Annotated in this window: 22 protein-coding genes; 10 read left to right on the top strand and 12 right to left on the bottom strand. The window is 71.2% G+C overall.

The genetic code is table 11. The features are described 5' to 3' along the window. The first annotated feature begins 168 nt into the window (after nt 1-168). Entirely contained in the window at nt 169-570 is a 402-nt protein-coding gene (locus tag E6R18_RS02880) for a hypothetical protein (RefSeq protein WP_018104389.1), read from the top strand. A gap of 45 nt (nt 571-615) precedes the next feature. Here the strand turns inward: E6R18_RS02880 and E6R18_RS02875 are convergent, their stop codons facing one another. The 4 genes from E6R18_RS02875 to coxB form a co-directional block, all read right to left on the bottom strand. Then, on the bottom strand, nt 616-1,872 hold the full coding sequence (locus E6R18_RS02875) for an Ig-like domain-containing protein (RefSeq protein WP_136315237.1): 1,257 nt from the start codon (nt 1,870-1,872) through the stop codon (nt 616-618). Nucleotides 1,873-1,995: 123 nt separating this feature from the next. Further along, nucleotides 1,996-2,394, bottom strand: a complete 399-nt coding sequence (locus tag E6R18_RS02870) for a cytochrome c oxidase subunit 4 (protein WP_136315236.1) — start codon at nt 2,392-2,394, stop codon at nt 1,996-1,998. After that, the gene (gene ctaD, locus E6R18_RS02865; protein ID WP_136206196.1) at nt 2,391-4,127 is read right to left on the bottom strand and encodes a cytochrome c oxidase subunit I; all 1,737 of its coding nucleotides are present in this window, start codon (nt 4,125-4,127) and stop codon (nt 2,391-2,393) included. Before ctaD ends, E6R18_RS02870 begins: the two co-directional genes overlap by 4 nt. Next, the gene (gene coxB, locus E6R18_RS02860) at nt 4,124-5,086 is read right to left on the bottom strand and encodes a cytochrome c oxidase subunit II (protein ID WP_136315235.1); all 963 of its coding nucleotides are present in this window, start codon (nt 5,084-5,086) and stop codon (nt 4,124-4,126) included. The genes ctaD and coxB overlap by 4 nt, the downstream gene beginning before the upstream one ends. A gap of 270 nt (nt 5,087-5,356) precedes the next feature. Here coxB and E6R18_RS02855 point away from each other — a divergent pair, with 270 nt between their 5' ends. Continuing rightward, nucleotides 5,357-6,739 (top strand): cysteine desulfurase/sulfurtransferase TusA family protein, encoded by a 1,383-nt coding sequence (locus E6R18_RS02855; protein ID WP_136315234.1) that lies wholly within the window; start codon nt 5,357-5,359, stop codon nt 6,737-6,739. A 23-nt stretch (nt 6,740-6,762) separates the two neighbouring features. On the opposite strand, the gene E6R18_RS02850 is transcribed toward E6R18_RS02855, so the two are convergent. Next, nucleotides 6,763-7,737 carry a carbohydrate kinase family protein gene (locus E6R18_RS02850; RefSeq protein WP_136315233.1) on the bottom strand — a complete coding sequence of 325 codons (975 nt, stop codon included), beginning with the start codon at nt 7,735-7,737 and terminating at the stop codon, nt 6,763-6,765. A 156-nt stretch (nt 7,738-7,893) separates the two neighbouring features. On the opposite strand from E6R18_RS02850, the gene E6R18_RS02845 reads away from it, so the two are divergent. Then, entirely contained in the window at nt 7,894-8,091 is a 198-nt protein-coding gene (locus E6R18_RS02845; RefSeq protein ID WP_136315232.1) for a hypothetical protein, read from the top strand. Between the two features lie 128 nt (nt 8,092-8,219). Continuing rightward, a complete protein-coding gene (locus E6R18_RS02840; protein WP_136315231.1) occupies nt 8,220-9,668 on the top strand; it encodes a hypothetical protein in 1,449 nt (482 codons plus the stop codon). Between the two features lie 91 nt (nt 9,669-9,759). On the opposite strand, the gene E6R18_RS02835 is transcribed toward E6R18_RS02840, so the two are convergent. After that, a complete protein-coding gene (locus tag E6R18_RS02835) occupies nt 9,760-10,116 on the bottom strand; it encodes an iron-sulfur cluster assembly accessory protein (RefSeq protein WP_018555456.1) in 357 nt (118 codons plus the stop codon). 234 nt (nt 10,117-10,350) lie between these two features. Between E6R18_RS02835 and nadA the strand changes: the two genes are divergently transcribed. Then, the gene (gene nadA / locus E6R18_RS02825; RefSeq protein ID WP_206308198.1) at nt 10,351-11,559 is read left to right on the top strand and encodes a quinolinate synthase NadA; all 1,209 of its coding nucleotides are present in this window, start codon (nt 10,351-10,353) and stop codon (nt 11,557-11,559) included. An 82-nt stretch (nt 11,560-11,641) separates the two neighbouring features. On the opposite strand, the gene E6R18_RS02820 is transcribed toward nadA, so the two are convergent. After that, nucleotides 11,642-12,007: a hypothetical protein gene (locus E6R18_RS02820; RefSeq protein WP_136315228.1), complete on the bottom strand. Its 366-nt coding sequence runs from the start codon at nt 12,005-12,007 to the stop codon at nt 11,642-11,644. 150 nt (nt 12,008-12,157) lie between these two features. Between E6R18_RS02820 and E6R18_RS02815 the strand changes: the two genes are divergently transcribed. From E6R18_RS02815 to E6R18_RS02805, 3 genes are all read left to right on the top strand, one after another. Beyond that, nucleotides 12,158-12,985, top strand: coding sequence for a helix-turn-helix transcriptional regulator (locus E6R18_RS02815; protein ID WP_136315227.1), 828 nt, complete (start codon nt 12,158-12,160; stop codon nt 12,983-12,985). Next, nucleotides 12,982-13,176, top strand: a complete 195-nt coding sequence (locus E6R18_RS02810; RefSeq protein ID WP_136315226.1) for a DUF397 domain-containing protein — start codon at nt 12,982-12,984, stop codon at nt 13,174-13,176. Before E6R18_RS02815 ends, E6R18_RS02810 begins: the two co-directional genes overlap by 4 nt. A 267-nt stretch (nt 13,177-13,443) precedes the next feature. Then, on the top strand, nt 13,444-18,501 hold the full coding sequence (locus E6R18_RS02805) for a tetratricopeptide repeat protein (RefSeq protein ID WP_136315225.1): 5,058 nt from the start codon (nt 13,444-13,446) through the stop codon (nt 18,499-18,501). A 94-nt stretch (nt 18,502-18,595) separates the two neighbouring features. Here E6R18_RS02805 and E6R18_RS02800 read toward each other — a convergent pair whose 3' ends face one another. The 5 genes from E6R18_RS02800 to E6R18_RS02780 all read right to left on the bottom strand — a co-directional run bounded on the left by E6R18_RS02800 (nt 18,596) and on the right by E6R18_RS02780 (nt 25,078). Further along, nucleotides 18,596-21,751 (bottom strand): efflux RND transporter permease subunit, encoded by a 3,156-nt coding sequence (locus E6R18_RS02800; protein ID WP_136315224.1) that lies wholly within the window; start codon nt 21,749-21,751, stop codon nt 18,596-18,598. 162 nt (nt 21,752-21,913) lie between these two features. Next, nucleotides 21,914-22,609, bottom strand: a complete 696-nt coding sequence (locus E6R18_RS02795) for a response regulator transcription factor (RefSeq protein ID WP_136315223.1) — start codon at nt 22,607-22,609, stop codon at nt 21,914-21,916. Then, nucleotides 22,606-23,877: a histidine kinase gene (locus E6R18_RS02790; protein WP_136315222.1), complete on the bottom strand. Its 1,272-nt coding sequence runs from the start codon at nt 23,875-23,877 to the stop codon at nt 22,606-22,608. The genes E6R18_RS02795 and E6R18_RS02790 overlap by 4 nt, the downstream gene beginning before the upstream one ends. Before the next feature lie 136 nt (nt 23,878-24,013). Further along, a complete protein-coding gene (locus E6R18_RS02785; RefSeq protein ID WP_136315221.1) occupies nt 24,014-24,292 on the bottom strand; it encodes a hypothetical protein in 279 nt (92 codons plus the stop codon). A 9-nt stretch (nt 24,293-24,301) separates the two neighbouring features. Then, entirely contained in the window at nt 24,302-25,078 is a 777-nt protein-coding gene (locus E6R18_RS02780) for a PspA/IM30 family protein (protein WP_136315220.1), read from the bottom strand. A 274-nt stretch (nt 25,079-25,352) separates the two neighbouring features. Here E6R18_RS02780 and E6R18_RS02775 point away from each other — a divergent pair, with 274 nt between their 5' ends. After that, entirely contained in the window at nt 25,353-25,952 is a 600-nt protein-coding gene (locus tag E6R18_RS02775) for a DUF3043 domain-containing protein (RefSeq protein ID WP_136315219.1), read from the top strand. Nucleotides 25,953-26,059: 107 nt separating this feature from the next. Continuing rightward, on the top strand, nt 26,060-26,794 hold the full coding sequence (locus E6R18_RS02770; protein ID WP_206308206.1) for a methyltransferase domain-containing protein: 735 nt from the start codon (nt 26,060-26,062) through the stop codon (nt 26,792-26,794). The last annotated feature ends 10 nt before the right edge of the window (nt 26,795-26,804 follow it).

Genomic DNA, 26,804 nt, shown 5'->3' with positions numbered 1-26,804 from the left:
GGTGCTGTTCGGTGTGTCAGGGGGGTGTGTCCTGCCCGAACGGCCCATGCGTCCGCTGTCCGGACCGGTGCTGACAGGCTGTCGGTCGGAGTACGATCCGCGCATCGGACCGCTCTCGTACACCGAGCGCCCCGAGTGCCCCGAAGACACGGATGTCACGGAGGAACAATGCAGCCGACCGCCACGGTCCTGGTCTACAGCGACAACGCGCACACCCGTGAGCAGGTGAGGCTGGCAGCAGGGCGCAGGCCCGCGGCGGACGTGCCGCCGGTGGAGTTCCTGGAGTGCGCCACCCTGCCCGCCGTCCTGGACGCCCTGGAGCACGGGGGTGTCGACGTCTGCGTGCTGGACGGCGAGACGGCCCCGGCGGGCGGGATGGGTGTCTGCCGGCAGATCAAGGACGAGATCTTCCGGTGCCCGCCCGTCCTGGTGCTGATCGGGCGCCCGCAGGACGCCTGGCTGGCCACCTGGAGCCGTGCGGACGCCGCGGTGACCCTGCCGGTCGAGCCGGTGGAGTTCGCGGACTCCCTGGCCGCCCTGCTGCGCACCAGGCTCTCCGTGGGGGCCTGAGCCCCCGCCAGTCGGCCTCCTGGAGGGGCGGCGCACCCCCGGCCGTCAGACCTGGGGGCGCAGCCGCGCCGCCCGGACCGTGTCGACGCGCGGTGCGGTGGTGTCGTTGTGCAGCGCGCTGCCCTTCTGCCACTTGGCCCAGGACAGGTTCCAGTCGCCGTAGCCGTTGTCGAACGGTGTCATGGTCTCGCCGTCGCTGCCGACGACGCTGACGATGTCGCCCTCGCGCACGGTGTTGAAGAACCACTCGGCCTCGCTGGTGCTCATGCCGGTGCAGCCGTGGCTGACGTTCGCCGACCCCTGCGATCCGGTGGACCAGGGGGCCGCGTGCACGTACTCGCCGCTCCAGGTGACCCGGGTGGCGTAGTAGACGTCGAGGTCGTAGGAGTCCGAGGAGCCCTCGGCGATGCCGATGGACTCCCCGCGCATACGTACGTAGTACTCCTTGCCCAGCACGACCTTGACGCCGTTGCGCGTGTCGAAGCCGGGCTTCCCGGTGGTCACCGGAATGGTGTTGATCACTTCGCCGTTGCGCAGCACCGTCATGGAGTGCTCCGAGGCGTCGGTGACGGCCTCGATGCGGTCGCCGGTGGTGATCTTCAGCGCTTTCGCGGGCGCGCCGTAGAGCGCGTTGGTCACCTTGATGCCGGTCAGGTTGCTGCTGACCTCGATGGTGGCCTTGGCCGGCCAGTACTCCTTGGGCCGGTAGTGCAGCGTCTTGTCGTCGACCCAGTACCAGGAGCCGGTGACCGCGGGCGTGGAGCGCACCCTCAGGCCGCGCTCGACGGTGGCGCGGGAGGCGTTGTCGGTGACCGGGGCGCTGAGCTGGGCCGTGAGGGGCTGCCCGACGCCGTAGGTGCCCGTCTGGGGGCCGAAGGTGACCTTCAGGAACTTCTTGGCCGCGGCGGTGTCGAAGGACATCGTGCGGGTGCCCGGGGCGCCGTCGTCGTCCTCCATGCGGACCTTGACGGTGTAGCGGGTCCCTGCGGCCAGCGGAGCCGTGGAGTGCCAGCGGTGGCCGTCGGCGGCGAGTTCGCCCGCCAGATGGCGTCCTGCGGCGTCCACGGCCGACACGTCGGTGATCCGGCCGTCGTCGCTGTCGACGGTGACTTCGAGGGGCTTGTCGGGATCGACCTTCTTGCCGCCGTCGGGAGTGCTGAAGGAGATCTCGTCGGCCGCGTCGAACGGCTGGGCCGAGAGCGGATGACCATCGGACTCCCCGCAGGCTGCCGCCCCGGCGACCAGGGTCGCGGCCAGCAGAGTGCAGCTCACTACGGGACGGATGCGCGGCGTGTGGTTCATGAACTCACGCTAAGAAGATTCATCCGTTTCAGCGCGTCGGATGACTGCAAACGGGGGCCGGCACTCCGCTCGGAAGTGCCGGCCCCCCGTCAGGTGGAGCGGTGTGTCACCGGTGGTCCGGCGTCACTGGGTGCGGTTCTCACCCCGGTAGTACTCGAACACCCAGCCGAACAGACCGATCAGCAGGATCGGGGCCGAGAAGAAGAGCAGCCACCAGCCGAAGGCCACTCCCATGAAGGCGAACGCGCCTCCGATCGCCAGCGCGAGCGGCTGCCAGCTGTGCGGGGAGAAGAACCCCACCTCGCCGGCCTCGTCCGCCACGTCGGCTTCCTTGTTGTCCTGCGCCAGCGCGTCGACCCGCCGGGCCGTGAAGGCCAGGTAGAAGCCGATCATGACGCTCAGGCCGAAGGCGAGGAGCAGTGCGGTGGTGCCGACGGGCTCCTTGGACCACACGCCGTACGTGATGGCGATGATCAGGATGAACAGCGCCAGACCGAGGAACATCTTGCCCTGGATCTTCACTTGCCCGCCTCCTTGCCACCGGCGAGGGCCTTGTCACCCTCGGAGAGGTGGTCCAGCTGCTCCAGAGCGGTGATCTCCGGGTGGTGCAGGTCGAACGCCGGGGATTCGGAACGGATGCGCGGCAGCGTGATGAAGTTGTGCCGCGGCGGCGGGCAGGAGGTCGCCCACTCCAGCGAACGCCCGTAGCCCCACGGGTCGTCCACCTCGATCTTCTTGCCGTACTTGGCGGTCTTCCACACGTTGTAGAAGAACGGCAGGATCGACAGGCCGAGCAGGAACGAGGAGATCGTCGAGATGGTGTTCAGCGCGGTGAAGCCGTCCGCGGCGAGGTAGTCCGCGTAACGCCGCGGCATGCCCTCCGCGCCCAGCCAGTGCTGCACCAGGAACGTGCCGTGGAAGCCCACGAACAGCGTCCAGAAGGTGATCTTGCCGAGCCGCTCGTCCAGCATCTTGCCGGTGAACTTCGGCCACCAGAAGTGGAATCCGGAGAACATCGCGAACACCACGGTGCCGAAGACGACGTAGTGGAAGTGCGCGACCACGAAGTACGAGTCGGAGACGTGGAAGTCCATCGGCGGCGAGGCCAGGATGACGCCGGTCAGCCCGCCGAAGGTGAAGGTGATCAGGAAGCCGATCGCCCAGAGCATCGGTGTCTCGAAGGACAGCGAGCCCTTCCACATCGTGCCGATCCAGTTGAAGAACTTCACCCCGGTCGGCACCGCGATGAGGAACGTCATGAAGGAGAAGAACGGCAGCAGCACACCGCCGGTGACGTACATGTGGTGGGCCCACACGGTCACCGAGAGGCCGGCGATGGAGATCGTCGCGGCCACCAGGCCGATGTAACCGAACATCGGCTTGCGGCTGAACACCGGGATCACTTCCGAGATGATCCCGAAGAACGGCAAGGCGATGATGTACACCTCTGGATGCCCGAAGAACCAGAAGAGGTGTTGCCAGAGCAACGCGCCGCCGTTGGCCGCGTCGAAGACGTGCGCACCGAACTTGCGGTCCGCCTCCAGGGCGAACAGCGCGGCCGCCAGCACCGGGAAGGCCAGCAGGACCAGCACACCGGTCAGCAGGACATTCCAGACGAAGATCGGCATGCGGAACATCGTCATGCCGGGAGCGCGCATGCAGATGATCGTGGTGATGAAGTTGACCGAACCGAGGATCGTGCCGAAGCCGGAGAAGGCCAGACCCATGATCCACATGTCGGCGCCGACACCCGGCGAACGGACGGCGTCCGAGAGCGGGGAGTAGGCGAACCAGCCGAAGTCGGCGGCACCCTGCGGGGTGAGGAAGCCGGCCACCGCGATGATCGAGCCGAAGAGGTACAGCCAGTACGCGAACATGTTCAGCCGCGGGAACGCCACGTCGGGCGCGCCGATCTGCAGCGGCATGATCCAGTTCGCGAATCCGGCGAACAGCGGCGTCGCGAACATCAGCAGCATGATCGTGCCGTGCATCGTGAACGCCTGGTTGAACTGCTCGTTCGACATGATCTGCGTGCCCGGACGGGCCAGCTCGGCGCGCATGAAGAGCGCCATCAGACCGCCGATGCAGAAGAAGGCGAACGATGTGACCAGGTACATCGTGCCGATCGTCTTGTGGTCAGTGGTGGTCAGCCACTTGATGACGACGTTTCCCGGCTGCTTGCGCCGGACCGGCAGCTCGTCCTCGTACGAGTCGTCTGCTGCCGCGGCACCCTGAGGTTCGTTGAGGATGCTCACAGTTTGTTCGTCTCCGCATTCCTGGCCGGGTCAGTCTGCTCGATGCCGGCCGGCACGTAGCCCGTCTGGCCCTTCTTGGCCAGCTCCTTGAGGTGCGCCTGATAGCGCTCCGGGGAGACGACCTTGACGTTGAAGAGCATCCGGGAGTGGTCGACGCCGCAGAGCTCGGCGCACTTGCCCAGGAAGGTGCCCTCCTGGTTGGGAGTCACCTCGAAGGCGTTGGTGTGGCCCGGAATGACGTCCTGCTTCATGAGGAACGGCACCACCCAGAAGGAGTGGATGACGTCACGCGAAGTCAGGATGAAACGGACCGTCTCACCCTTGGGCAGCCAGAGGGTCGGCCCCGGGTTGCCGGTCTGCGGGTTCCGGTCCCCCGGGATGCCGGCGTCGTAGACGCCGTCCGCGTTCTTGGGGAACGCCTCACGGAACCTGTTCGGGATGGCGTCGAGCTCCTTGGGGACCTCGTTGCCCGTGGCGGCGGAGCCGTCCACGTTCTCGATGTAGTTGAAGGCCCAGCTCCACTGGTAGCCGACCACGTTGATGGTGTGGGCGGGCTTGGGGGAGAGCGTGAGGAGCTTCGTCTCGTCCCGTGCGGTGAAGTAGAACAGCACCGAGACGATGATCAGGGGGACCACGGTGTACAGCGCCTCGATGGGCATGTTGTACCGGGTCTGCGGAGGTACCTCCACCTTGGTGCGGCTGCGCCGGTGGAAGATGACGCTCCACAGGATCAGGCCCCAGACCAGCACGCCCGTGGCGAGCGCTGCCGCCCACGAGCCCTGCCAGAGGGAAAGGATCCGAGGGGCCTCTTCCGTTACCGGCGTAGGCATACCGAGGCGGGGGAAGTCCTTGTACGTGCAACCGGTGGCGGTCGCCAGGATCAGGCCCGCAGTCAGCACCTGCGGCAGCTTCCGCCGCATCGGGCGCCGCGACGAGCGGTCGGAGCCGTTGGGACTCACGTAGCGCCTTCCCGAGAGTCTCGCCCGCACGGTCGGCGCGTCCGTCTCGCTGGTCGGTCGCCGGCCCTGTGCGGGCAGGGGTTTGGATGTTTATGCGGACCAAACCCTACTGGACGCTATTTGGGGTCGCGCGGGGAGGGTGCCCAACGCGCCGCCCGACACCCCGAAGGGGTGGAATTCGCGCCTCCGGCCGCCAACTGACGCCCCCTCTCCCACGGCGGGACCCGGCCGGGTCCGGGGCCCGGGGCCCGGCCGGGCTAGCGTGGCCGGGTGCCCTACTTCGACGCGGCGTCGGCCGCCCCCCTGCATCCCGTCGCCCGCCAGGCGCTGCTTGCCGCGCTGGACGAAGGGTGGGCCGACCCGGCCAGGCTCTACCGCGAGGGGCGGCGCGCCCGGCTACTGCTGGACGCGGCCAGGGAGGCCGCCGCCGAGGCCGTCGGATGCCGTCCCGATGAACTGACCTTCACCTCGTCGGGCACCCGTGCGGTGCATTCCGGAATTTCCGGGGCGCTCGCCGGGCGTCGGCGTGTCGGCCGCCATCTGGTGGTGTCGGCGGTCGAACACTCGTCGGTGCTGCACGCGGCGACGGACCACGAGGACAAGGGCGGGACGGTCACCCGGGTACCGGTGGAGCGGACCGGCGCGGTGGACGCACAGACGTTCGGGGAGTCGCTGCGCGAGGACACCGCGCTGGCCTGTCTGCAGTCCGCCAGCCACGAGGTCGGCACCGAGCAGCCGGTGGCCGAGGTGGCCGGATCGTGCCGGGCGGCGGGGGTGCCCCTCCTGGTGGACGCGGCCCAGTCGCTCACCTGGGGCCCGGTGCCGGAGGGGTGGTCGCTGCTCGCGGGCAGCGCGCACAAGTGGGGCGGGCCGGCCGGGGTCGGGCTGCTCGCGGTGCGCAAGGGTGTCCGGTTCGCACCCCAAGGCCCGTCCGACGGACGGGAGTCGGGGCGGGCGCCGGGGTTCGAGAACCTGCCGGCGATCGTCGCGGCGGCGGCGTCCCTGCGCGCGGTGCGGGCGGAGGCGGACGCCGAGGCGGTGCGGCTGCGGTCACTGGTGGACCGGATCCGGACCCGGGTGCCCGAACTGGTGCCCGATGTGGAGGTGGTCGGCGACCCGGTGCGGCGGCTGCCGCATCTGGTGACCTTCTCCTGCCTCTATGTCGACGGGGAGACTCTGCTCCAGGAGCTGGACCGGTCCGGTTTCTCCGTTTCGTCCGGTTCGTCCTGCACGAGCAGCACGCTGACGCCGAGCCATGTGCTCAAGGCGATGGGGGTGCTCTCGGAGGGCAACGTCCGCGTGTCGCTGCCGCGGGGCACCACGGACGAAGAGGTCGACCGCTTCCTGGACGTGCTGCCGGGCCTGGTCGCGGGCGTACGCGAGCAGCTGGACGCGCCGACGACCCCGGCCCCCTCCCCCGCCTCGGACGAGTCCCTGGTGGTCGACGCGCTGGGCAAGCGGTGCCCCGTACCCGTGATCGAACTCGCCAAGGTGATCGGCGGGGTGCCCGTGGGCGGGACGGTGACCGTGCTCTCCGACGACGAGGCGGCCCGGCTGGACATCCCGGCCTGGTGCGCGATGCGGGAGCAGGAGTACGTGGGCGAGGAGCCGGCGGACCGGGGCGCGGCCTATGTGGTCCGCCGGCTCTCCTGACGGGGCTCTTTTGACGGGACGCGTCAGACGAGGTGCGTGCGGACCTCGGCGGCGGCCTCGTGGCCGTACGCCTTGGTGAAGCGGTCCATGAAGTGGTTGCGGTGCAGGGTGTACTCCTGGGTGCCCACGGTCTCGATGACGAGCGTGGCGAGCATGCAGCCGACCTGGGCGGCGCGCTCCAGGCCGACGCCCCAGGCGAGACCGGAGAGGAAACCGGCCCGGAAGGCGTCGCCGACGCCGGTCGGGTCGGCCTTGACGTTCTCCTCGGGGCAGCCGACCTCGATCGGCTCCTCGCCGGCCCGCTCGATGCGCACGCCCTGGGCGCCGAGCGTGGTGACCCGGTGGCCGACCTTGCCCAGGATCTCCGCGTCGGTCCAGCCGGTCTTGGACTCGATGAGCCCCTTCTCGTACTCGTTGGAGAAGAGGTAGGTGGCGCCTTCGAGGAGGATGCGGATCTCGTCGCCGTCCATCCGGGCGATCTGCTGCGAGAAGTCCGCGGCGAACGGGATGCCGCGCGTACGGCACTCCTCGGTGTGGCGGAGCATCCCCTCCGGGTCGTCGGCGCCGATGGAGACGAGGTCGAGCCCGCCCACCCGGTTGGCGACGGCCTTCAGCTCGATCAGCCGGGCCTCGCTCATGGCGCCGGTGTAGAAGGAGCCGATCTGGTTGTGGTCGGCGTCCGTCGTGCAGACGAAGCGGGCGGTGTGCAGGACCTCGGAGATCCGCACCGAGCCGGTGTCGACGCCGTGGCGGTCGAGCCAGGCACGGTACTCGTCGAAGTCGGAGCCGGCCGCCCCGACCAGGATCGGCCGGGTGCCGAGCAGGCCCATGCCGAAGCAGATGTTGGCGGCGACACCTCCCCGGCGCACGTCCAGGTTGTCGACCAGGAAGGAGAGCGAGACCGTGTGCAGCTGGTCGGCGACCAGCTGGTCGGCGAAGCGGCCGGGGAAGGTCATGAGGTGGTCGGTGGCGATGGAGCCGGTGACTGCGATACGCACGGGGAGACGTCTCCTGCGGAGGTCGAGGGGAACGGATGTCCGCGTCCCGGGGGTGACGTGACAGTTCACGCTACCCGCTCCCGCATGCTCCGAAGCGGAAAAACTACCCGATAGTAGGGCTTTCTTCCCGAGCTCCGTGGTGCCTACGGTGCCGTTATGTCGAACCACATCGCCCCGCGCGAGTCCGAGACCGGCCTGGCCGAGCTGCGCGGAGACTGCGCACGGATGGCTCCGCACTGGGTGGTACCCGCGAGGATCACCCCTGCCCCGGTCGCCCCGGCCCTGATCCACGGGGTGACCGTGCCGGCCGCCTCGGCCCGGCTGATCGACTCCATGGCCGAGTACGGGGACTGAGACCGCGCCTCCCCCGCCCCGGGGGAACCGTGCGCCCCTTCGTCCCGTCCCACCCGTGTCCCCCCCCGCAGGGGCGGGCCGTATGCCGGCCAGGCGTACGACGGCGATGCAGGCGAAGGAGCGATCCGGTGAGCACCGAGCGACCCGACAACGACGTGACCACTTCCCGACGGCGTTCGCCGCTGGTCGCGGCCTCGGTGGCGGCGGCCGTACTGCTGGCCGGCGGCGGCGGAGCCTACTGGGCCGCGACCGCGGCGGACGGCGGCGACGATGCGCGGAGCGCGGCGGCCGACGGTGACCGCACTCCGCCACCCCTCGCGCTGGACGGCGCCGCCTCACCGGTCTCCCCCTCGTCCCACTCCTCCGGCCCGCCCGAGGGCATCGCGCCCGGCGAGCCCGATCCGCACGGCGGCCGGCTGGTCTACCGCGCCCCCGGCAAGCTGCCGGACGGCCCGGACAGGGCCGCCGTCCAGCGCGCCGAGGGGTCCGTCACGGCCGCCGAGGTGACCCGGCTGGCGAAGGCGCTGGGGCTGGCGGGCACCCCGCAGTCCGAGGCCACCTCCTGGAAGGTGGGCTCCGACGGGGACGGCTCGGGCCCGGTGCTGCGCGTGAACAAGCAGGCGCCCGGGAGCTGGACCTTCACCCGGTACGGCACCGGCGGGACGGACGACTGCAAGAAGGGGGCCGTCTGCTCGTCGGCGCCCGGCGGCTCCGGTCAGCCCGTGGACGAGAAGGCCGCGAAGGCCGCCGCCGCGCCGGTGCTCAAGGCGGCGGGCCAGGACGACGCGGCGCTCGACGCCCGGCAGCTCATGGGCTCGGCCCGGGTGGTGAACGCCGATCCGGTGGTGGACGGGCTGCCCACGTACGGCTGGGCGACCGGCATCCAGGTGGGCCCGGACGGGCAGGTGATTGGCGGCGCCGGAATGCTGAAGGGGCTGGAGAAGGGCGACGCCTATCCGGTGATCGGCGCGGCCGAGGCGCTGAAGCGGCTCAACGCGGCCCAGCCCCCGGCGGGCGGGAAGACCGGCGACTGCGCATCGCCGGCCCCGCTGGAGAACGGCACGAAGCCGTCCGGGGCCGACTGCGGTTCCGGCAGTGGCTCGGCGCGGCCGGCGACGACGGTGACGGTGAAGAAGGCGGCCTTCGGTCTGGCGGTGCACACCGCGGGCGGCAAGCAGCTGCTCGTACCGTCCTGGATCTTCTCGGTGCAGCCGGCCGGTGGTGTGGGTGACACGGTCACCCAGGTGGCCGTGGACCCGGAGTACCTGACGCGGGAGCCGTCGCCGGGCAAGACCCCGGACGGCGGCGGGGCGACGAAGGCCCGCACGGTCCCGTCGTACAGCGCGAGCGGGCGGGCCCTGTCGGTGACGTTCTGGGGCGGCGTGTGCAGTACGTACTCGGTGAGCGCGCGTGAGGACGGCGAAACGGTACGGGTGACCGTGTCCGAGAAGAAGGACGCGGGCAAGGTCTGCGTGATGGCCGCGAAGGAGCTGACCCGTACGGTCACGCTGGAGCGGCCGCTGGATGGACGCGAGGTGGTCGACGCGGCCTCCGGCTCCCTGGTGCCGCGCGGCTGAGCCCTCCTCGTACACATGGACACAGGACACGACAACGGCGGCGGCCCCGGGAAAGGATCCCGGGGCCGCCGCCGTGACGCTGTGGGACGGCTCAGCTGAAGGAGTCGCCGCAGGCGCAGGAACCCGTGGCGTTCGGGTTGTCGATGGTGAAGCCCTGCTTCTCGATGGTGTCGACGAAGTCGACCGAGGCGCCGCCCAGGTACGGGGCGCTCATGCGGTCGGTGACGACCTTGACGCCGTCGAAGTCCTTCACGACGTCGCCGTCGAGGGAACGCTCGTCGAAGAAGAGCTGGTAACGCAGGCCCGAGCAGCCGCCGGGCTGGACGGCGACGCGCAGAGCCAGGTCCTCGCGGCCTTCCTGCTCCAGCAGCGCCTTGACCTTGGCTGCGGCGGCGTCGGACAGGAGGATGCCGTCGCTCACGGTGGTGGTCTCGTCCGATACGGACATCTGCTTCTCTCCCGGGTTGTACGGAGACTGCTTGCCGACGTTGCAACCGACGGGACCGCGGATTCATTCCGGGCCGAGCGCTTGCCTGTTCCCTTCATGCTCGCACACCGGTCCCGGGTGCGGATGCGTCACATTGACGCTATCGGCATCGTCAAAGTGACGTGAAGCGGCTATGATAGATAGCGTCAATTAGACGAAAAGGCTTTCTCCATAGAGAACTCCGCAGAAGAAAGGGTGCGTGACGTGACCACGGCCCACCCCGTCCAGGACCTCGATGTCCAGCCGACGCCCCTCGCCCTGCTCCTGCTCGGCCGCGACGCCGACCCCAGGAGCGAGCGTGGTGTCGAGTGCCCCGGCGACCTGCCCTCCCCGTCCGACCCGGACCTGGTGGAGCGCGCCCGCGCGGCCAAGGAGAAGCTGGGGGAGAAGGTCTTCGTCCTCGGGCACCACTACCAGCGCGACGAGGTCATCCAGTTCGCGGACGTGACCGGCGACTCCTTCAAGCTCGCCCGTGACGCGGCGGCCCGCCCGGAGGCCGAGTACATCGTCTTCTGCGGTGTGCACTTCATGGCCGAGTCCGCGGACATCCTGACCACCGACGACCAGAAGGTCGTGCTGCCGGACCTGGCGGCGGGCTGCTCGATGGCCGACATGGCCACCGCCGAGCAGGTCGCCGAGTGCTGGGACGTGCTGACCGAGGCGGGCGTCGCCGAGCAGGTCGTGCCCGTCTCGTACATGAACTCCTCCGCCGACATCAAGGCGTTCACCGGCCGCCACGGCGGCACGATCTGCACCTCGTCCAACGCGAAGCGGGCCCTGGAGTGGGCCTTCGATCAGGGGGAGCCCTCGGCAGTCAAGGTCCTCTTCCTGCCCGACCAGCACCTGGGCCGCAACACCGCCGTCCGGGACATGGGCATGTCCCTGGAGGACTGCGTCCTCTACAACCCGCACAAGCCGAACGGCGGCCTCACCGCCGAGGAGCTGCGCGACGCGAAGATGATCCTGTGGCGCGGGCACTGCTCGGTGCACGGCCGCTTCTCGGTGGAGTCCGTCAACGACGTGCGCGCCCGGATACCCGGCGTCAACGTGCTGGTGCACCCGGAGTGCAAGCACGAGGTCGTGGCCGCCGCGGACTACGTCGGATCGACGGAGTACATCATCAAGGCCCTGGAGGCGGCCCCGGCCGGCTCCAAGTGGGCGATCGGCACCGAGCTGAACCTCGTGCGCCGCCTGGCGAACCGTTTCGCCGCCGAGGACAAGGAGATCGTCTTCCTCGACAAGACGGTGTGCTTCTGCTCCACGATGAACCGCATCGACCTGCCGCACCTGGTGTGGACGCTGGAGTCGCTCGCGGAGGGGAAGCTCGTCAACCGGATCGTGGTGGACCCGGAGACGGAGAAGTACGCGAAGCTGGCACTGGAGCGGATGCTGGCGCTGCCGTAGCGGCCGCCCCCATCCGGACGGCCGCCGCGCCCGGGACACCGGCGCGGCGGCCTCGGAGCGGGCCGCCTCTGCCGGCGGCGGTTCAAGCCCCGCCGGTGCCGGCTCCCGGGCCCGCCGGGCAAGCCCTGGTTTCCTCGGCCTCCGCAGGCGTGAGGGCGGGAGCCAGCCGGTATCCCCGGCTCTCCGCGATCCGCAAGGCGTCCCGCAACGACTCCGCCAGCCGCACCCCGGTGAACCGCAACTCGCGCGTCCCCACCCCCGTTTCCGCGAGGAGCGCCCGCGCCTCGGTCAGGACGTACTGGGCCGAGTCGAGCAAATCCGTCTCCACCTCGTCGGCCAGCCGTGACATCCGGCCGCCGGGGTCGTCGGTGCTCAGGTAGCACGGCGCCCCGCTGTCGCCGACCCATGGGAGCAGCCGCATCGGGCTCCCCTGCGCGTCGAACATCATGTCGTCTCCGCCTCCGTTCGGGGAGCACTCTGGCCCCCGGCCACACCCGCTGGTTACGGTGTGTGCCGCAATCGTCGCGCTGCGGCGGGTTTCCCCAACAGGACCGCCGCGTCCCGACGTTCAGCACGGGACACACGGAAGGCCCGCTCCATGACGTTCACGTCCCAGCCGCTCTCCCCCTTCGCCTCCGCTCGCCACTACTTCGGCTCGGAGCTGCGCCGCCATCGCGAGCGCGCGAAGCTCTCCCTCGTACAGCTGGCGGACATCGTCAACTCCAGCAAGAGCACGCTCGCCCGGATCGAGACGGCGGAACTGATGCCGCCGCCGGACATTCCCAGCTGTCTGGACATCGCCTTCGGGACGGACCGGCACTTCACGGGGCTCTACGGGCTCGCCAAGCAGGAGATCCATCCCGACAAGTACAAGCGGTACATGAACTTCGAGGCCCGGGCCGAGGTCATAGAGCAGTACGGCGCGCAAGCGCTGCCCGGCTTGTTCCAGACCGAGCAGTACGCCCGGGAGTTACTCCGTCGTCAGGAACACCTGACCGCCGAAATGGTCGATGAGCGCGTCACCGCCCGCATGTCCCGACAGGAGCGGCAACACTCGGCGAATCCGCCGTTCCGCTGGGCGATCATCGACGAGGCCGTACTGCGGCGGCAGGTGGGCAGCCGGTCCTGCATGCACCAGCAACTGGCCTCGCTGTTGGAGCGGGTGGATACTCCGGACAGTAAGGTTCAGGTGATGCCGTTCAGTGCGGGGCCGCACTCGCTGCTGGGGGGCGCGCTGACTCTGCTGACCCTGCCTGACGGCACCTCGGTGGCGTACGAGGAGAGCATCCAGACCGGTCACCTCTACGAGGACCCGGACGCGGTGAAGAATTGGCGGCGGCGGTACGACGTACTGCGCGCCAACTCGCACTCCCTGGCCGAGTCGGCGGAACTGATCCGTACCGCGATGGAGGACTACCGACCATGACCCACTCCCCCGAGCTGAGTTCCGCCCGCTGGCGCCGCAGCAGCTACAGCAACACCGACGGGGGCGAATGCGTCGAGATCAGCGACGACTTCCCCGGCCTCGTCCCCGTACGCGACAGCAAGAACCCCACCGGCCCCTCACTCGTCGTCCGGGCCGCCGCCTGGAGCGGCTTCGTCGCTTCCCTCAAGTAGGGGCTCGGAAACAGCGGAACGGCCTGTCCCACACGCGGGTGTGGGACAGGCCGTCTTCCTTTGCGGCCGGCACCGAACTCGCCCTTACCACCCGAGGGCTGGAAACGGCCGAGTTTGTCCGGACCGGCCCCGGGGCGCCCCATCCGTGCATACCCTGCTGTCTTCATCGGCGGCGTGAGTACGGGGCGGGCCCGCATGCACAGCGCAGCGGGTCCGGCGATCCGGTGATGACCGCTCTGGTGCTGGTACGGGAAGGCGAAGCGAACGATGGCGTATGAGGCGGGCGTGGTGGACGACGAGGGACACGAGCCCGCGGGAACGGCGCTGTGCGTGGTGTGCGAGGAGTACGCCGACGAGCGGAGCTTCCCCCGGCTGACCGGGGCGGTGGCCCAGATGGAGGGCATCGCGGGACTGCTGGAGGCGCTGGGGATCGCGCCGCGGGTGGTGGACGGCGGGAACCCGTCCTGGGCGGCCTTCGACAACGCCCTCACCGCCTGGAGCGAGGGATGGCGGGCATCCGGGGCACCGAAGCCCGCGATCATCGTCTGGTCGGGGCACGGCGTGCTGATCGACGGCGAACTGCGCCTCGCCCTCAGCGATTTGGATCTCGGCGCCGATCACGTGACGCGTGAGGCACGCGCCCTCAGGCGGGGCGTCGCGGCCGAGACGCTGGTCAATGAGGCGGTGGCCTCGGGCGCCGACCACATTCTGATGGTCATCGACACCTGCCATGCGGGAGACGCGGTGGGCCGGGGCCTGGAGAAGGCGCTGCGGCGGTGGGAGGCCACGTCCACGCCGCCCGGCCGGGTCCAGTGGTTCGGGATCATGGCGAGCTGCCGGCCCGGGGAGACGTCGGACGGCGACGGCCCGCTGCTCGACGCGCTGACGGAGGTGCTGAGGGCGGGTCCGGCCACCACCGAGTACCGCTCGGCGTGGAGCGCGCACAACGCGTGGATCAGTGGCCCGGACCTGCTGGACGCGCTGGGTGAGCGCTGGCGCGGCGAGGGCCAGACGCCGGTGCCCGCCACCGTGGGCACCGGGCGGCCGGTCTTCCCGAACCCGCGCCATGTGCCCGGGGCCCCGGCCCGGCTGGTGGAGCACCTGGTGCTCGCCGCGCGCGGGGTCGGCTACCGCGAGGAGGGCTGGTTCTTCACGGGCCGCAAGGAGGTGCTGGGCCGGATCGTCGCCTGGCTGGAGGCGGAGGAGGCCGGGCTCTTCCTGGTGACCGGTCCGGCGGGCAGCGGCAAGTCGGCCGTGCTCGGGCGGATCGCGACGCTCACCGATCCCGTGCAGCGCAAGGAGACCGAGGCCCGGGGCGGCCTGCGCGAGGACGACCCGGACCCGGGCCCGCGCCCCGAGCGCTCCCTCGCCTCGGTGCATCTGCGCGGCCTGAGCCCGCTCCAGGCGGCCTCGGAGCTGGCCCGGCAGCTCGGGCTGCCGGAGCCCCGCAACACGGACGACTTCCGGGGCGAGCTCCGCGAGTTGCCCCGGCAGCCGGTGCTGGTGCTCGACGGCCTGGACGAGGTGCCCGCCGAGCACCTGCGCGCCATGATCGAGGAGCTGGTCTTCCCACTCGGGCGGGCGGTCCCGGTCCTGCTCGGCTCCCGCGAACGCGCGTTCCGCAGCCGCCTGTCGGACGGCGGGCACCAGGACGAGACCCTGCCGGACGCGCTGGCCAGGCTGATCGGGGCGGGCGTCACCACCGCGGACCTGGAGCGGGAGCCGCACACGCAGGAGGACATCGCCGAGTACGTGTTCCGCAGGTGCGCGGCGGCCGGTGTCCCGGAGGACCGGGCGCGGGAGACGGGCGACGCGGTCGCCTCGCGTGCCACGGCGGTGGACGGCGGGTTCCTGTTCGCCCGGCTGGTGACGGGCTCGCTGCTGGCGCGGGGGCGGGCCGCCGGGGAGGACGGTTGGCAGGACGGTCTGCCGGGCTCCATCGAGGCCGCGTTCGAGGACGACCTTCGGGCGGGTCCGGTCCGGGTCCTGTCGGACGGCACCGAACTGCCGTCCGCCGCCCGGGATCTGCTGACCGCGCTGGCGTGGACGGTGGGGCGCGGCATGCCCGCCGGTGGCGTCTGGGAGGAGGTCGCCGGTGCGCTGGGCGGCCGTGACGTGCCGTACGACGAGAGGGACGTGGACTGGGTGCTGTCCGCGTACGGGCGTTACATCGTCGAGGACTCGGAGGGCGGGCAGGCGGTGTACCGGCTGTACCACCGGGAGTTCGTGTCCCACCTCGCGGACCGGGAGGCGCCGGGGGGCGCGGAGGCCGCGGAAGTGGTACTCGCCGCGCTCGTCGCGCACGCCGAGCGGCGCGCGGCGGACGGCAGCTGGGGGGCGGTCGATCCGTACGTGGTGCGGGGGCTGTCGCGGCACGCGGTGCGGGCGGGTGAGCCGGGGATCGGGATGCTGCGGGAACTGGCGGCGCGGGTCGGGCCGAGCGCGGTGCCGGTTCTGGCCCAGGCGTTGCACGGCTTCTCCACCCGCCTCGGGGCGGACGGGGACCTGGATGGGGCGCTGAGTGCGGCGCGGCAGGCCGCCGGCCTCTACGGGGCGCTGGAGGAGGCCGCTCCCGGGTCCTGCACGACGGGACTGGTCCACACGCTCATCACCGTCGCCAACCGGTGCGCCGACATCGGCGACCGCGAAGGGGCGCTGGCTCCGGCGCGTGAGGCGGTCGCGCTCCAACGGAGCCTCGCCGGCGCGGGAGGCAGTGAGGCCCGGCCCGACCTGGCCCTCGCCCTCGCCACGCTCGGCCGACGCGTCCACGACATCGGTGACCGCGAGGGAGCGCTCACGCTCACGCGGGCCGCCGTCGACATGTTCCGGCAGCTCGCCGAAGGCGAACCGGCGGCCTTCCGGCCACGACTCGCCGACGCGCTGACCAACCTGTCGGTGAGTCTGTCAGCCGTCGGGGAACGCCGGGCCGCCGTTGCCCCGGCGCAGGAGGCCGTGGAGATGTACACCGAGCTCGCCGCCGCGCACCCCGATGAGTTCCTGGCCCCTCTCGCCTCTTCCCTCACCAATCTGGCGAGCAGCCTCAAGTCCATCGGACGTCATGAGGAGGCGCTGCCGCACGCGGTGGCGGCGGTCCAGGTCAACCGGAAGCTGGCCGACCGCCATCCCACCGCCCTGCGGGCCGCACTGGCGGGCTCCCTGACCAACGTGTCCGTGCACCGGGCGGACGTGGGTGACCTGCCGGGTTGCCTCGCACCCGCGCGGGAGGCCGTGGAGATCTGCCGGGAACTCGTCGCGCGTCACCCGGCCGCCTTCCAGCCCGACCTGGCCGGCGCCCTCCACAATCTGGCGGACCGGCTCTCCGCCTCCGGGGACGACGAGGGCGCGCTCGCTCCGGCACGTGAGGCCGCGCGCATGTTCGCCGGGCTCGCCAAGCAGCACCCCGACGTCTTCCAGCCGGATCTCGCCCGGTCCCTGACCTCCCTGGCCAACAAGACCGCTGCCGCGGGAGACCGGGCGTCGGCGGTGCTGTTCGCCCGCGAGGCCGTCCGCCTCCAGCGCGATCTGGTCCGGAACCGCCCGGCGGCCTCAGCGCCGGGGCTGGCCGCGATGCTCAACAACCTCGCGATGCACCTCGGCACCGCGGGTGGGCCCGGGGAGGCCCTGCCCCACTCCGAGGAGGCGGTCGCGCTCTACGGGCGCCTCGCCACCGAGGACCGGGACGCCTTCCTGGCGGAGTTCGCGGTGGCCCTCAACAACCTCGGCAACTTCCGCGCGGCCCTGGGCGACATGTCGGGGGCGCTCGCCGCCGGCCGGGAAGCGGTCGCCATCCGCCGTGAACTCGCCGCACAGCAGCCCGCCGTCTTCCGGCAGGAGCTGGCCACCGCACTCACCAATCTCGCCGCCCACCTGAACAGGGCCCAGGAACCGGCGGAGGGGCTGCGGGCATCGGAGGAGTCCGTCGCGCTCCTGCGTGAACTCGTCCCCCAGGCGCCCGCCCTCCGCCCCTCCCTCGCGGGCTCGCTCGGCACCCTGGCCCAGAACCTCGCCGGAACCGGCAATCCGGAGCAGGCTCTGACAGCGGCCCGCGAAGGCGTCGGGCTCTGGCACGAGCTCGTGGACGGGCACAGCGGCGCCCACCTCCCCGGCCTGGCTCTCGCCCTGCGGAATCTCGGCAAGCTCCTGGAGATGAACCAGGACCCCGAAGGGGCCGTGAGCGCGGCCGGGGACGCGGTCACCGCCTACCGGACCGTGGCGCTGGACGACCCACGGGCCTTCGCGAACGACCTGCTGCACGCCCTCGGCGACCTGGCCCGGGCGCTCGCCCGCACCAACGACCACACCTCGGCGGTCGAGGCATTCGAGGCGGTCGCGGCGGAGTTCGCCGACGTGCACCCCGAGACCGCCCGGCGCCTCGGTGTCGAGCGGAGCATCTTCCTGCTGGGCTGCCCCGGCACCCGCCCCTCGGACGGCGTGCGGGAACTCGTGTCGTTCCTCGGCGCGGACGGGGGCGCCGAGCCGGAGAGCGGCCCGGACACGGTGACCGTACGGGCCCGGCAGGCGCTTCGCGACCACGCCGACACCGAGGCCGTACGCGCCGCGTGGGAGGCGGAGACGTTCGGCCCGCCCCCCGGCTGGCTCACCCTGTCGGCCAAGACGCTGGAGCTGGTCGCCTCCTGGATGTTCTCGCCCGACTGGCCCGCTTCACGCGACTTCTGGTCCCGCAACGCCGACGCGCTCGGCGGCGAGGAGACGGCGACGGCCCTTGAGGAGCTGGCGCTCCTGGACCCCGGCACCGCGCAGCAGCACGCCGCGCTCCGCGAGGCGGTGCTCGCCCTCGGCGTCACCGCCGCCTACGACCCGCTGATCCTCGCGGATCAGATGGACGAGTGGGTCCGCTGTGCCTCCTGGGCGGAGTCGCGGGCCTTCCTCCAGGACCACCCGCGCCTCCTGGGGGCCCGGCCGGCCCAGGACACCCCGCTCTCGCACGTCGCCCTCCTCGATGTCTCCCGCTCGGACGGGCTGGACGCCGCCTACCGGCTCGTCGAGGACCGCGACGCCCTCCACGCCTATGTGGAGAGGGCGATGGCGGCCGGGGACGGCAACGCGCTGATGCACGCGGCGGCCATCGAGGGGCAGGTCTTCAACGACTCGTTGTCCTCCCTGACCCACGCGCAGGCGGGCATGGTGCTCGCCGGAGCCGTCGAGGGCGTCGAACCGAGCGAGCTGGCCACCCTGATCCCCCGCTCTCGCGAGGAGATCCGGGTCCGGCTGCTGAGGGAGATCGCCGGCCTCAGCGTCCAGCACGCCCATCCGCACGGCGAGCTGTGGCTTCGCATGGTCCAGGCGCTCAGCGGGGCCGCCTGACAACCACCGCCGAACCCGAAGGGGCCTGTTCCGCACGCCGGTGCGGAACAGGCCCCTGGTCATGCCGGGCGGACCGGATCAGGCCCTTCCCGGATCATGCCTTGGCCGGCTCCGGTTCGTCGGAGGAGGACTCCTGCGACTCGTCCGGGGCGGGGAGGCCCGCCTTCCTGGCCCGCTTGGCGGCCTTCTTCCTGGCCCGGCGTTCCTTGCGGAGCTCGACCATCGCGTACAGCGTCGGCACCAGGAGGAGCGTCAGCAGGGTCGAGGTGATCAGGCCGCCGATGACGACCACGGCCAGCGGCTGGGAGATGAAGCCGCCCTCGCCGGTGACGCCGAGCGCCATCGGGAGGAGGGCGAAGATCGTCGCCAGGGCGGTCATGAGGATCGGGCGCAGACGGTGGCGGCCGCCCTCGACAACCGCTTCGACGACGCCCATGCCCTGGGTGCGGTACTGGTTGATCAGGTCGATCAGCACGATCGCGTTGGTCACCACGATGCCGATCAGCATCAGCATGCCGATCATCGCCGGGACGCCCATCGGGGTGCCGGTGACGATGAGCAGACCGAGCGCGCCGGTGGCCGCGAACGGGATGGAGACCAGCAGGATCAGCGGCTGGATCAGCGACCGGAAGGTGGCGACCAGCAGCATGAAGACGATCGCGATGGCGGCCAGCATGGCCAGGCCCAGGTTCACGAAGGCGTCGTCCTGGTCCTCGGAGACGCCGCCGATGGTGGCGGTGGCACCGTCCGGGAGGTCCAAGTCGTTGATCTTCGTCTGGAGCGAGGTGCTGACCGCGCCGGTGTTGTCACCCGTGGGGCGCGCGGTGATGGTCGCGGCGCGCTGGCCGTCGATGCGGGTCATGGAGACCGGACCGGGGACCAGCTTCACCTCGGCGATCGAGCCGAGCTTGGTCCCGCCGAGCGGAAGGTCCTTCAGCTCCTGCATCGTGGTGGCCGGGTGGGCCGACTTGATGACGACGTCGCGCTCGGTGTCGTCCATGACCGCCTTGCCGGACGGGGTGCCGCGCACCGCTCCGGCGACGGCCGCGCCCAGCGTCGCCTGGGTGTAACCGGCGTCGGCGGCCTTGTCGTTGGCCTTGACCGAGATCCGCGGGACGCTCTGCGCCAGGTCGCTTTGGACGTCGGTGACGTCCTTGAGCTTGGCGACCTCGGCACGCACCTGCTCGGACGCCTTCTTCAGGGTGTCCGCGTCGGCCGACTTGACCACGACGCTCAGGTCCTGGCTGCCGAAGCCGCCGCCGGCGCTGATGGTGGTGTCACCGATGCCGTCGAGCTTGGCGAGGCCCTTCTCGATGCGTTCCTGGGTGGCCTCGAAGCCGGCCGAGTCCTTCAGGGTGACCTGGTAGGAAGCCTGATTGGCGCCGGTACCGCCGCCGAAGGCGGCCATGAAGCCGGACGAGCCGACGGTGACCTGGTAGTCCTTGACGCCCTTGTCGTCGGTGAGGAGCTTCTCGACCTTCTTGGCCGCCTCGTCGGCGGCCGCCAGGCTGGTGCCCGGGGTCAGCTCCTGCTTGATGGACAGGACTTCCTGCTCACCCTGGTCGAAGAAGTTGGTCTTCAGCAGCGGGGCCATGCCGAAGGTGCCGAACAGGACGGCGACAGCGATGACGACACTGGTGATGCGGCGCCGGGTGGCGAAGCGCAGCACCGGGACGTAGATCCGCTGGAGCCGGCTGCGGGTTTCCTTCTCCTCGGCCTCGCGGCGCGCCTTGTCCGGGTCCTCGGCGGCGCCCTTGGGGGCGCGCAGGAACCAGTACGACAGGACGGGGACCACGGTCAGCGAGACGAGCAGCGAGGCCAGCAGGGCCGCGGTGACGGTCAGCGAGAAGGAGCCGAACAGCTCGCCGACCATGCCGCCGACGAGGCCGATCGGCAGGAAGACGGCGACGGTGGTGAGCGTGGACGAGGTGACCGCGCCGGCCACCTCCTTCACCGCGGTGAGGATCGCCGACTGGCGCTCCTCGCCGTAGCCGAGGTGCCGCTTGATGTTCTCCAGGACGACGATCGAGTCGTCCACGACCCGGCCGATCGCGATGGTGAGCGCGCCCAGGGTCAGCATGTTGAGCGAGAGGTCACGGGTCCAGAGCACGATCAGCGCGAGGACCACGGAGAGCGGGATGGAGACCGCGGTGACCAGGGTGGAACGGAGCGAGCCCAGGAAGACCAGGATCACGATGACCGCGAAGACCAGGCCGAGCGCGCCCTCGGTGGTCAGGCCGGAGATCGCCTTGGAGACGGCGGGGCCCTGGTCGGAGACGACGGTCAGCTCGGCGCCGGAGCCGAGGTCCTTGCGCAGGTCCGGGAGCTTGTCCTCGACCGCGTTCGAGATGGCGACGGCGCTGCCGTCCTTGTCCATCGTCGCCATGACGGCGAGGCTCGGCCTGCCGTTCGTCCGGGTGATGGAGTCCGCGGTGGCGGGCTCCTGCTTCACCGTCGCGATGTCACCGATGCGCACCGGCTTGCCGGGCTTGCCGGACGCCGGGTCCTGACCGGTGACCCGCAGGTCCTCGATCTGCTTCAGCGAGGAGAAGGCGCCGCCCACCTGGATGGTGCGGCTCTTGCCGGACTCGGAGAAGGCGCCGGCGGGAACGGTCGCGCCGCCCGCCTGGAGGGCCTGGGAGAGCGAGGCGGCGTTCAGTCCGGCGGCGGCGAGCTTCTTGTCGTCGGGGGTGACGGAGATCTGGAGGTCCCGGACACCGTCGACGGAGACCTGGCCGACGCCGTCGATGTCCTCCAGGGCGGGGACGACGGTGCGGTCCAGCTGGTCGGCGAGCGCCTGCTGGTCCTTGTCGGAGGTGACGGCGAGGACGACGGTCGGGATGTCGTCCGTCGAGCCGGCGATGACCTGCGGGTCGACGCTGTCGGGCAGTTGCACGCGGGCGCGGTTCACGGCCTGCTGGATGTCGGCGACGAGCTGCTTGGTGCCCTCGGAACCGAAGTCGAATGACGCCATGATGACGGCGCTGCCCTCGCTGGCGGTCGACGTGATGCCGGTGACGCCGTCGACGGCCTTGATCGAATTCTCGAGCGGTTCGACGACCTGCTTCTCGACCACATCGGGGGACGCACCCTGGTAGGGGGCGAGCACCGACACCATCGGAAGTTCGATGGTGGGCAGCAACTGCTGCTTGAGCTGCGGGATCGCGATCGCTCCGAAAACGAGCGCGACGATCGAGATCAGCCCGATCAGGGCCCTTTGCGCGAGGCTGAATCTGGACAGCCAGGACATGGGTGGGTCTCTCTTCTGTGGCTTACGCGGCAGGTGGGCGGGTGACGGGGACAGACCCGGCCCACCTATACGATCACCGATCCCCGGGGGCAAAAGCGTCGGCCCCAGGGTCGCTTTCTCATGCCGCGCATACCGCAGCTGGAGTACGCCCCGGCTGCACCCTCACTCCGCGCGAGGGCGCACCAGGCCCGATTCGTACGCGATTACCACCAGTTGGGCGCGGTCCCGGGCGCCCAGCTTCGCCATCGCCCTGTTCACATGTGTCTTGACGGTGAGTGGGCTGACGACCAGGCGCTCGGCGATCTCGTCGTTGGACAGCCCGCCCGCGACCAGGACCAGCACCTCGCGCTCCCGGCCGGTGAGGGCCGCCAGCCGCTCCGAGTACACCGCGGCGCCCGGCCCCTCACCGGCCACGTTCCCGCTCTGCGCGAGGAACGTGGCGATCAGGCCCTTGGTCGCGGCCGGCGAGAGCAGCGCCTCGCCCCCGGCCGCGATCCGGATGGCGTTGAGGAGTTCGTCCGGTTCGGCGCCCTTGCCGAGGAAGCCCGAGGCACCGGCGCGCAGCGACTGCACCACGTACTCGTCCACTTCGAAGGTGGTGAGCATGACCACGCGGACGTCCGCGAGATCCGGGTCCGCGCTGATCATCCGGGTCGCGGTCAGCCCGTCCGTACCGGGCATGCGGATGTCCATCAGCACCACGTCGGGCCGCTCGGCGCGGGCCGCCTCCACGGCCTGCGCCCCGTCCGCCGCCTCGCCCACCACCCGCATGTCGGGCTCCGAGTCGACCAGCACCCGGAACGCGCTGCGCAGCAGCGCCTGGTCGTCGACGAGCAGGACCTTGATGGCCGGTGTCATGCGTTCTCCCCCGTCCGGTCCGCCGCGCCCGGCCGACCGGGCTCCTGCGCGCGGGCCTCGACGGGCAGGATCGCATGGACGCGGAATCCGCCCCCGTAGCGGGGGCCGGCGGTGAGGGTGCCGCCGAGCGCGGTGACGCGTTCGCGCATCCCGAGCAGGCCGTGGCCGCCGCCGGGCGCGGCCTGCGGGGCGCCGGCGGCGTTCCCCCGGCCGTTGTCCAGCACCATGACCTCGGCCGTGGCTCCGACCCGTACGACGCTCACCTCTGCCTTGGCGCCCGGCCCCGCGTGCTTGCGCACATTGGTCAGGGCCTCCTGGATCACCCGGTACGCGGCCAGGTCGACGGCGGAGGGCAGCGGCGGGTCCTCCCCCGCCGCGCAGGCCACCTCGACGGGCAGGCCCGCCTGGCGCACGCTCGCGACGAGTTCGCCGAGGAGGGCGAGGCCGGGGGCCGGTTCGGTGGGGGCCTCCGGGTCGCCGGACTGGCGCAGCAGCCCGACGGTGGCGCGCAGCTCGTTGAGCGCCGAGCGGCTCGCCTCGCGGACGTGGGCGAGGGCCTGTTTGGCCTGGTCGGGGCGCTTGTCCATGACGTGGGCCGCGACCCCGGCCTGCACGTTGACCAGGGCGATGTGGTGGGCGACGACGTCGTGCAGGTCGCGGGCGATGCGCAGCCGCTCCTCGGCCACCCGGCGGCGGGCCTCCTCCTCGCGGGTGCGCTCGGCCCGTTCGGCGCGTTCGCGGATCGCGTCGACGAACGCGCGCCGGGAGCGGACCGCGTCGCCCGCGGCGCCGGCCATGCCGGTCCAGGCGAAGACGCCCAGGTTCTCCTGGCTGTACCAGGGGGCCGAGCCGAAGAGCATCGCGGCGGCGGTGAGCGCGGCCATGGTGAGCAGCCCGACCCGCCAGGTGGTGGGCCGGTCGGTCCGGGCGGCGACGGTGTACAGGGCGATGACCGCGCTCATCACGACGGGGGCCGGCGGGTCGGCCGTGACCAGCTCGACGACGGTCAGCGCGCCGGTGGCTGCCAGCACGGCCATCGGTTCGCGGCGCCGCCGGACGAGGGCCAGGGCGCCCAGCGTCATCAGCAGCAGGCTGCTCGCCGCGGGGGTGCGGGTGCCGAAGGTGGGCACGTCGTGCCCGCCCGGATCGGCGAACGATCCGATGGTCATGGCCACGAGCACGGCCAGGGCGAGCGCGCCGTCCAGCGCGAGGGGATGGGCGCGCAGCCACTGGCGCATGCGCAGGACCCCGGTTCCGAGGGTGGTCACGTAGAGCTACGTTACGGCGTGTCGCTCGCGGGCCGGTCCGGCCGCCCGGGAGCCGCGGGCGTGGGCGCCGCTGTGCCCCGCGTCCGGTGGGCCGGGCGCGGGGCACAGGGGTGCGGGTGCTGGAGAGCTGCCGGTGTCAGCCGGGGATCAGGCCGTCGTCGCTGAGCATGGCGCGTACCTCTTCGAGGGTCGCGTCGGGCGACGGCAGGATCAGCTCGGACGGCTCCAGGGAGTCGTCGGGCAGGGGTGTGCCGAGCTCGCGCACCCGGGCCAGGAGCGCGTGGAGCGTGGTGCGGAAGCCCGGCCCGTCACCGTTCTCCATCTCGGTGAGCAAGGCGTCGTCGAGCTTGTCGAGCTCGGCGAGATGACTGTCGGCCAGGACTGCCTGGCCCTCCCCCATGATCCGTACGATCATGACGCCGCCTTAATTCTTGTCGAACTTGTGCGACTGGCCGGACTGCTGCTGGGCGTCCTGCGGGCCGCCCTCGATCGCCTGCTGCGAGGAGGAGCCGCCGGCCAGTTCGGCCTTCATGCGCTGAAGCTCCAGCTCCACATCCGTACCACCGGAGATCCGGTCCAGCTCGGCGGCGATGTCGTCCTTCGCCGTGCCGCTCGGGTCGTCCAGGGCGCCGGAGGCGAGCAGCTCGTCGATCGCGCCCGCGCGCGCCTGCAGCTGCTGGGTCTTGTCCTCGGCCCGCTGAATGGCCAGGCCGACGTCGCCCATCTCCTCGGAGATGCCGGAGAACGCCTCCCCGATCCGGGTCTGCGCCTGGGCCGCCGTGTAGGTGGCCTTGATGGTCTCCTTCTTCGTCCGGAAGGCGTCCACCTTGGCCTGCAGCCGCTGGGCCGCGAGAGTGAGCTTCTCCTCCTCGCCCTGCAGCGTGGTGTGCTGCGTCTCCAGGTCGGTGACCTGCTGCTGGAGGGCGGCGCGGCGCGACAGCGCCTCGCGCGCCAGGTCCTCGCGGCCGAGCGCGAGTGCCTTGCGGCCCTGGTCCTCCAGCTTCGAGGACTGGCCCTGCAGCTGGTTCAGCTGCAGCTCCAGCCGCTTGCGCGAGGTCGCCACATCGGCGACGCCGCGGCGCACCTTCTGAAGCAGCTCCAGCTGCTTCTGGTACGAGTAATCGAGGGTCTCGCGCGGATCCTCGGCCCGGTCAAGGGCCTTGTTTGCCTTCGCGCGGAAGATCATCCCCATACGCTTCATGACACCGCTCATGGGCTTCGCGCGCCCCCTTCTGACTCAACTGGGCTCCAGCACTCCAACAGAACCCACAGTACGGGCCCTGCCTCTATTACCGCACTGTTCGAGCGTGGATGGGGTCCTCCCCAAGGACGACTGCGCCCTCGGCACGCTCCGGCCCAGGGAGTAGGTGACGCCCGTATCGTCCGCTCATACACCGGCAAGGACGCAGGCCGTTGCCGGATCGTTCCCGGCCGGCCTGCGGGTACCCGCGATCGACCCCGTACCCTTGGGCCTTGTGTTCCGTAGCCGCTCCAAGGAAGAGAAGGCCCCCACCGACAAGGTGACGGCGGACCTCTCCAAGACGTCCCGCGACCCGCAGGCACCCAAGGGTCGCCCCACCCCCAAGCGCAGCGAGGCCCAGTCGCAGCGCCGTCGTGCCTCCAGTGGCGCGCCGCTCGACCGCAAGGAGGCCATGAAGCGCCAGCGCGAAGCGCGGCGCGTGGACATGGCCAAGCAGCGGGAGGCGCTCGCCAATGGTGACGAGCGCTATCTGCCGGCGCGCGACAAGGGGCCGGTGCGCCGCTTCGTCCGCGACTTCGTGGACTCGCGCTTCTGCATCGCGGAGTTCTTCCTGCCGCTCGCCGTGATCATCCTGATCCTCAGCGTGGTCCAGGTGCAGGGCATCCAGAACATCTCGCTGCTGCTCTGGCTCATCGTGATCGTGCTGATCGTGCTCGACTCGATCGGGCTCGCGTTCCGGCTGCGCAAGCAGCTGAACACGCGCTTCCCGGACACCCCGAAGCGCGGCGCGGTCGCCTACGGACTGATGCGGACGCTGCAGATGCGCCGGCTTCGCCTGCCGAAGCCGCAGGCCAAGCGCGGAGAGCGGCCCTGAGTACGGACTTCTCCGGCTCGGTCGACGGCGTGTCCGCCGACCGGCCGGCCGGTGCGGTCTCCGGTTTCGCCGGGGCCTCGTCGGCATGGACGAAGGGGCTCTCGGGCCTGCGCAACACCGTGCGCCAGGAGCTGGTCGCCCGGCAGCTGGACGAGCAGATAGCCGCCCGTTTCCCGGTGGGGCAGCGGCTGCGCATCCTGGACGTCGGCATGGGCCAGGGCACCCAGGCCCTGCGCCTCGCCCGGGCCGGCCACACGGTGACCGGTCTCGAGTCCGACGCGGAGATGCTGCGGATCGCCCGTGAGGCGCTGGGCGGCGAGCCCGCGGGCATCCGCGAGCGGGTCCGCCTCATCGAGGGCAACGGCCAGGACACCGGGGTGCACTTTCTGCCCGGCAGCTTCGACGTGGTGCTCTGCCACGGCGTCCTGATGTACGTGCAGGAGCCGGACGCCATGGTCGCCGGCCTGGCCCGGATGCTGGCACCGGGCGGGCTGCTGTCCCTGCTCGTGCGGAACGCGGACGCGCTGGCGATGCGGCCCGGGACGGCGGGCGACTGGGACGGGGCGCTGGCGGCGTTCGACAGCGACCGGTACACCAACCGCCTCGGGCTGTCCGTGCGTGCGGACCGGCTCGACGCCCTCACGGCGACGCTCGCCTCGATCGCGGCGCCGCTGCACGCCTGGTACGGGGTGCGGATCTTCACGGACAACGTGAGCAACGACGTCGAGCTGCCGCCCGCGGCCGAGCTTGAGCGGGTGCTCGCGGCGGAGGACCGGGCGGGGCGGACGGACCCCTACCGCGGGGTGGCCGCGCTGCTGCACCTGTGCGGGGTGCGGGGGTAGAACCTCCCGT

The organism is Streptomyces sp. A1277, from assembly GCF_004795015.1.
In the GTDB taxonomy this organism is placed as follows: Bacteria; Actinomycetota; Actinomycetes; order Streptomycetales; family Streptomycetaceae; genus Streptomyces.
Note: the sequence above shows the minus strand (reverse complement) of the source record. Positions and strands in the feature narration are given on the sequence as shown.

Bases quoted from the DNA above. Each gene is read 5' to 3' on its own strand.
- E6R18_RS02880 (WP_018104389.1), top strand. From the start codon at position 169: ATGCAGCCGACCGCCACGGTCCTGGTCTACAGCGACAACGCGCACACC.
- E6R18_RS02875 (WP_136315237.1), bottom strand. From the start codon at position 1,872: ATGAACCACACGCCGCGCATCCGTCCCGTAGTGAGCTGCACTCTGCTG.
- E6R18_RS02845 (WP_136315232.1), top strand. From the start codon at position 7,894: ATGTCGAACCACATCGCCCCGCGCGAGTCCGAGACCGGCCTGGCCGAG.
- E6R18_RS02835 (WP_018555456.1), bottom strand. From the start codon at position 10,116: ATGTCCGTATCGGACGAGACCACCACCGTGAGCGACGGCATCCTCCTG.
- E6R18_RS02820 (WP_136315228.1), bottom strand. From the start codon at position 12,007: ATGATGTTCGACGCGCAGGGGAGCCCGATGCGGCTGCTCCCATGGGTC.
- E6R18_RS02815 (WP_136315227.1), top strand. From the start codon at position 12,158: ATGACGTTCACGTCCCAGCCGCTCTCCCCCTTCGCCTCCGCTCGCCAC.
- E6R18_RS02810 (WP_136315226.1), top strand. From the start codon at position 12,982: ATGACCCACTCCCCCGAGCTGAGTTCCGCCCGCTGGCGCCGCAGCAGC.
- E6R18_RS02805 (WP_136315225.1), top strand. From the start codon at position 13,444: ATGGCGTATGAGGCGGGCGTGGTGGACGACGAGGGACACGAGCCCGCG.
- E6R18_RS02800 (WP_136315224.1), bottom strand. From the start codon at position 21,751: ATGTCCTGGCTGTCCAGATTCAGCCTCGCGCAAAGGGCCCTGATCGGG.
- E6R18_RS02795 (WP_136315223.1), bottom strand. From the start codon at position 22,609: ATGACACCGGCCATCAAGGTCCTGCTCGTCGACGACCAGGCGCTGCTG.
- E6R18_RS02785 (WP_136315221.1), bottom strand. From the start codon at position 24,292: ATGATCGTACGGATCATGGGGGAGGGCCAGGCAGTCCTGGCCGACAGT.
- E6R18_RS02780 (WP_136315220.1), bottom strand. From the start codon at position 25,078: ATGAAGCGTATGGGGATGATCTTCCGCGCGAAGGCAAACAAGGCCCTT.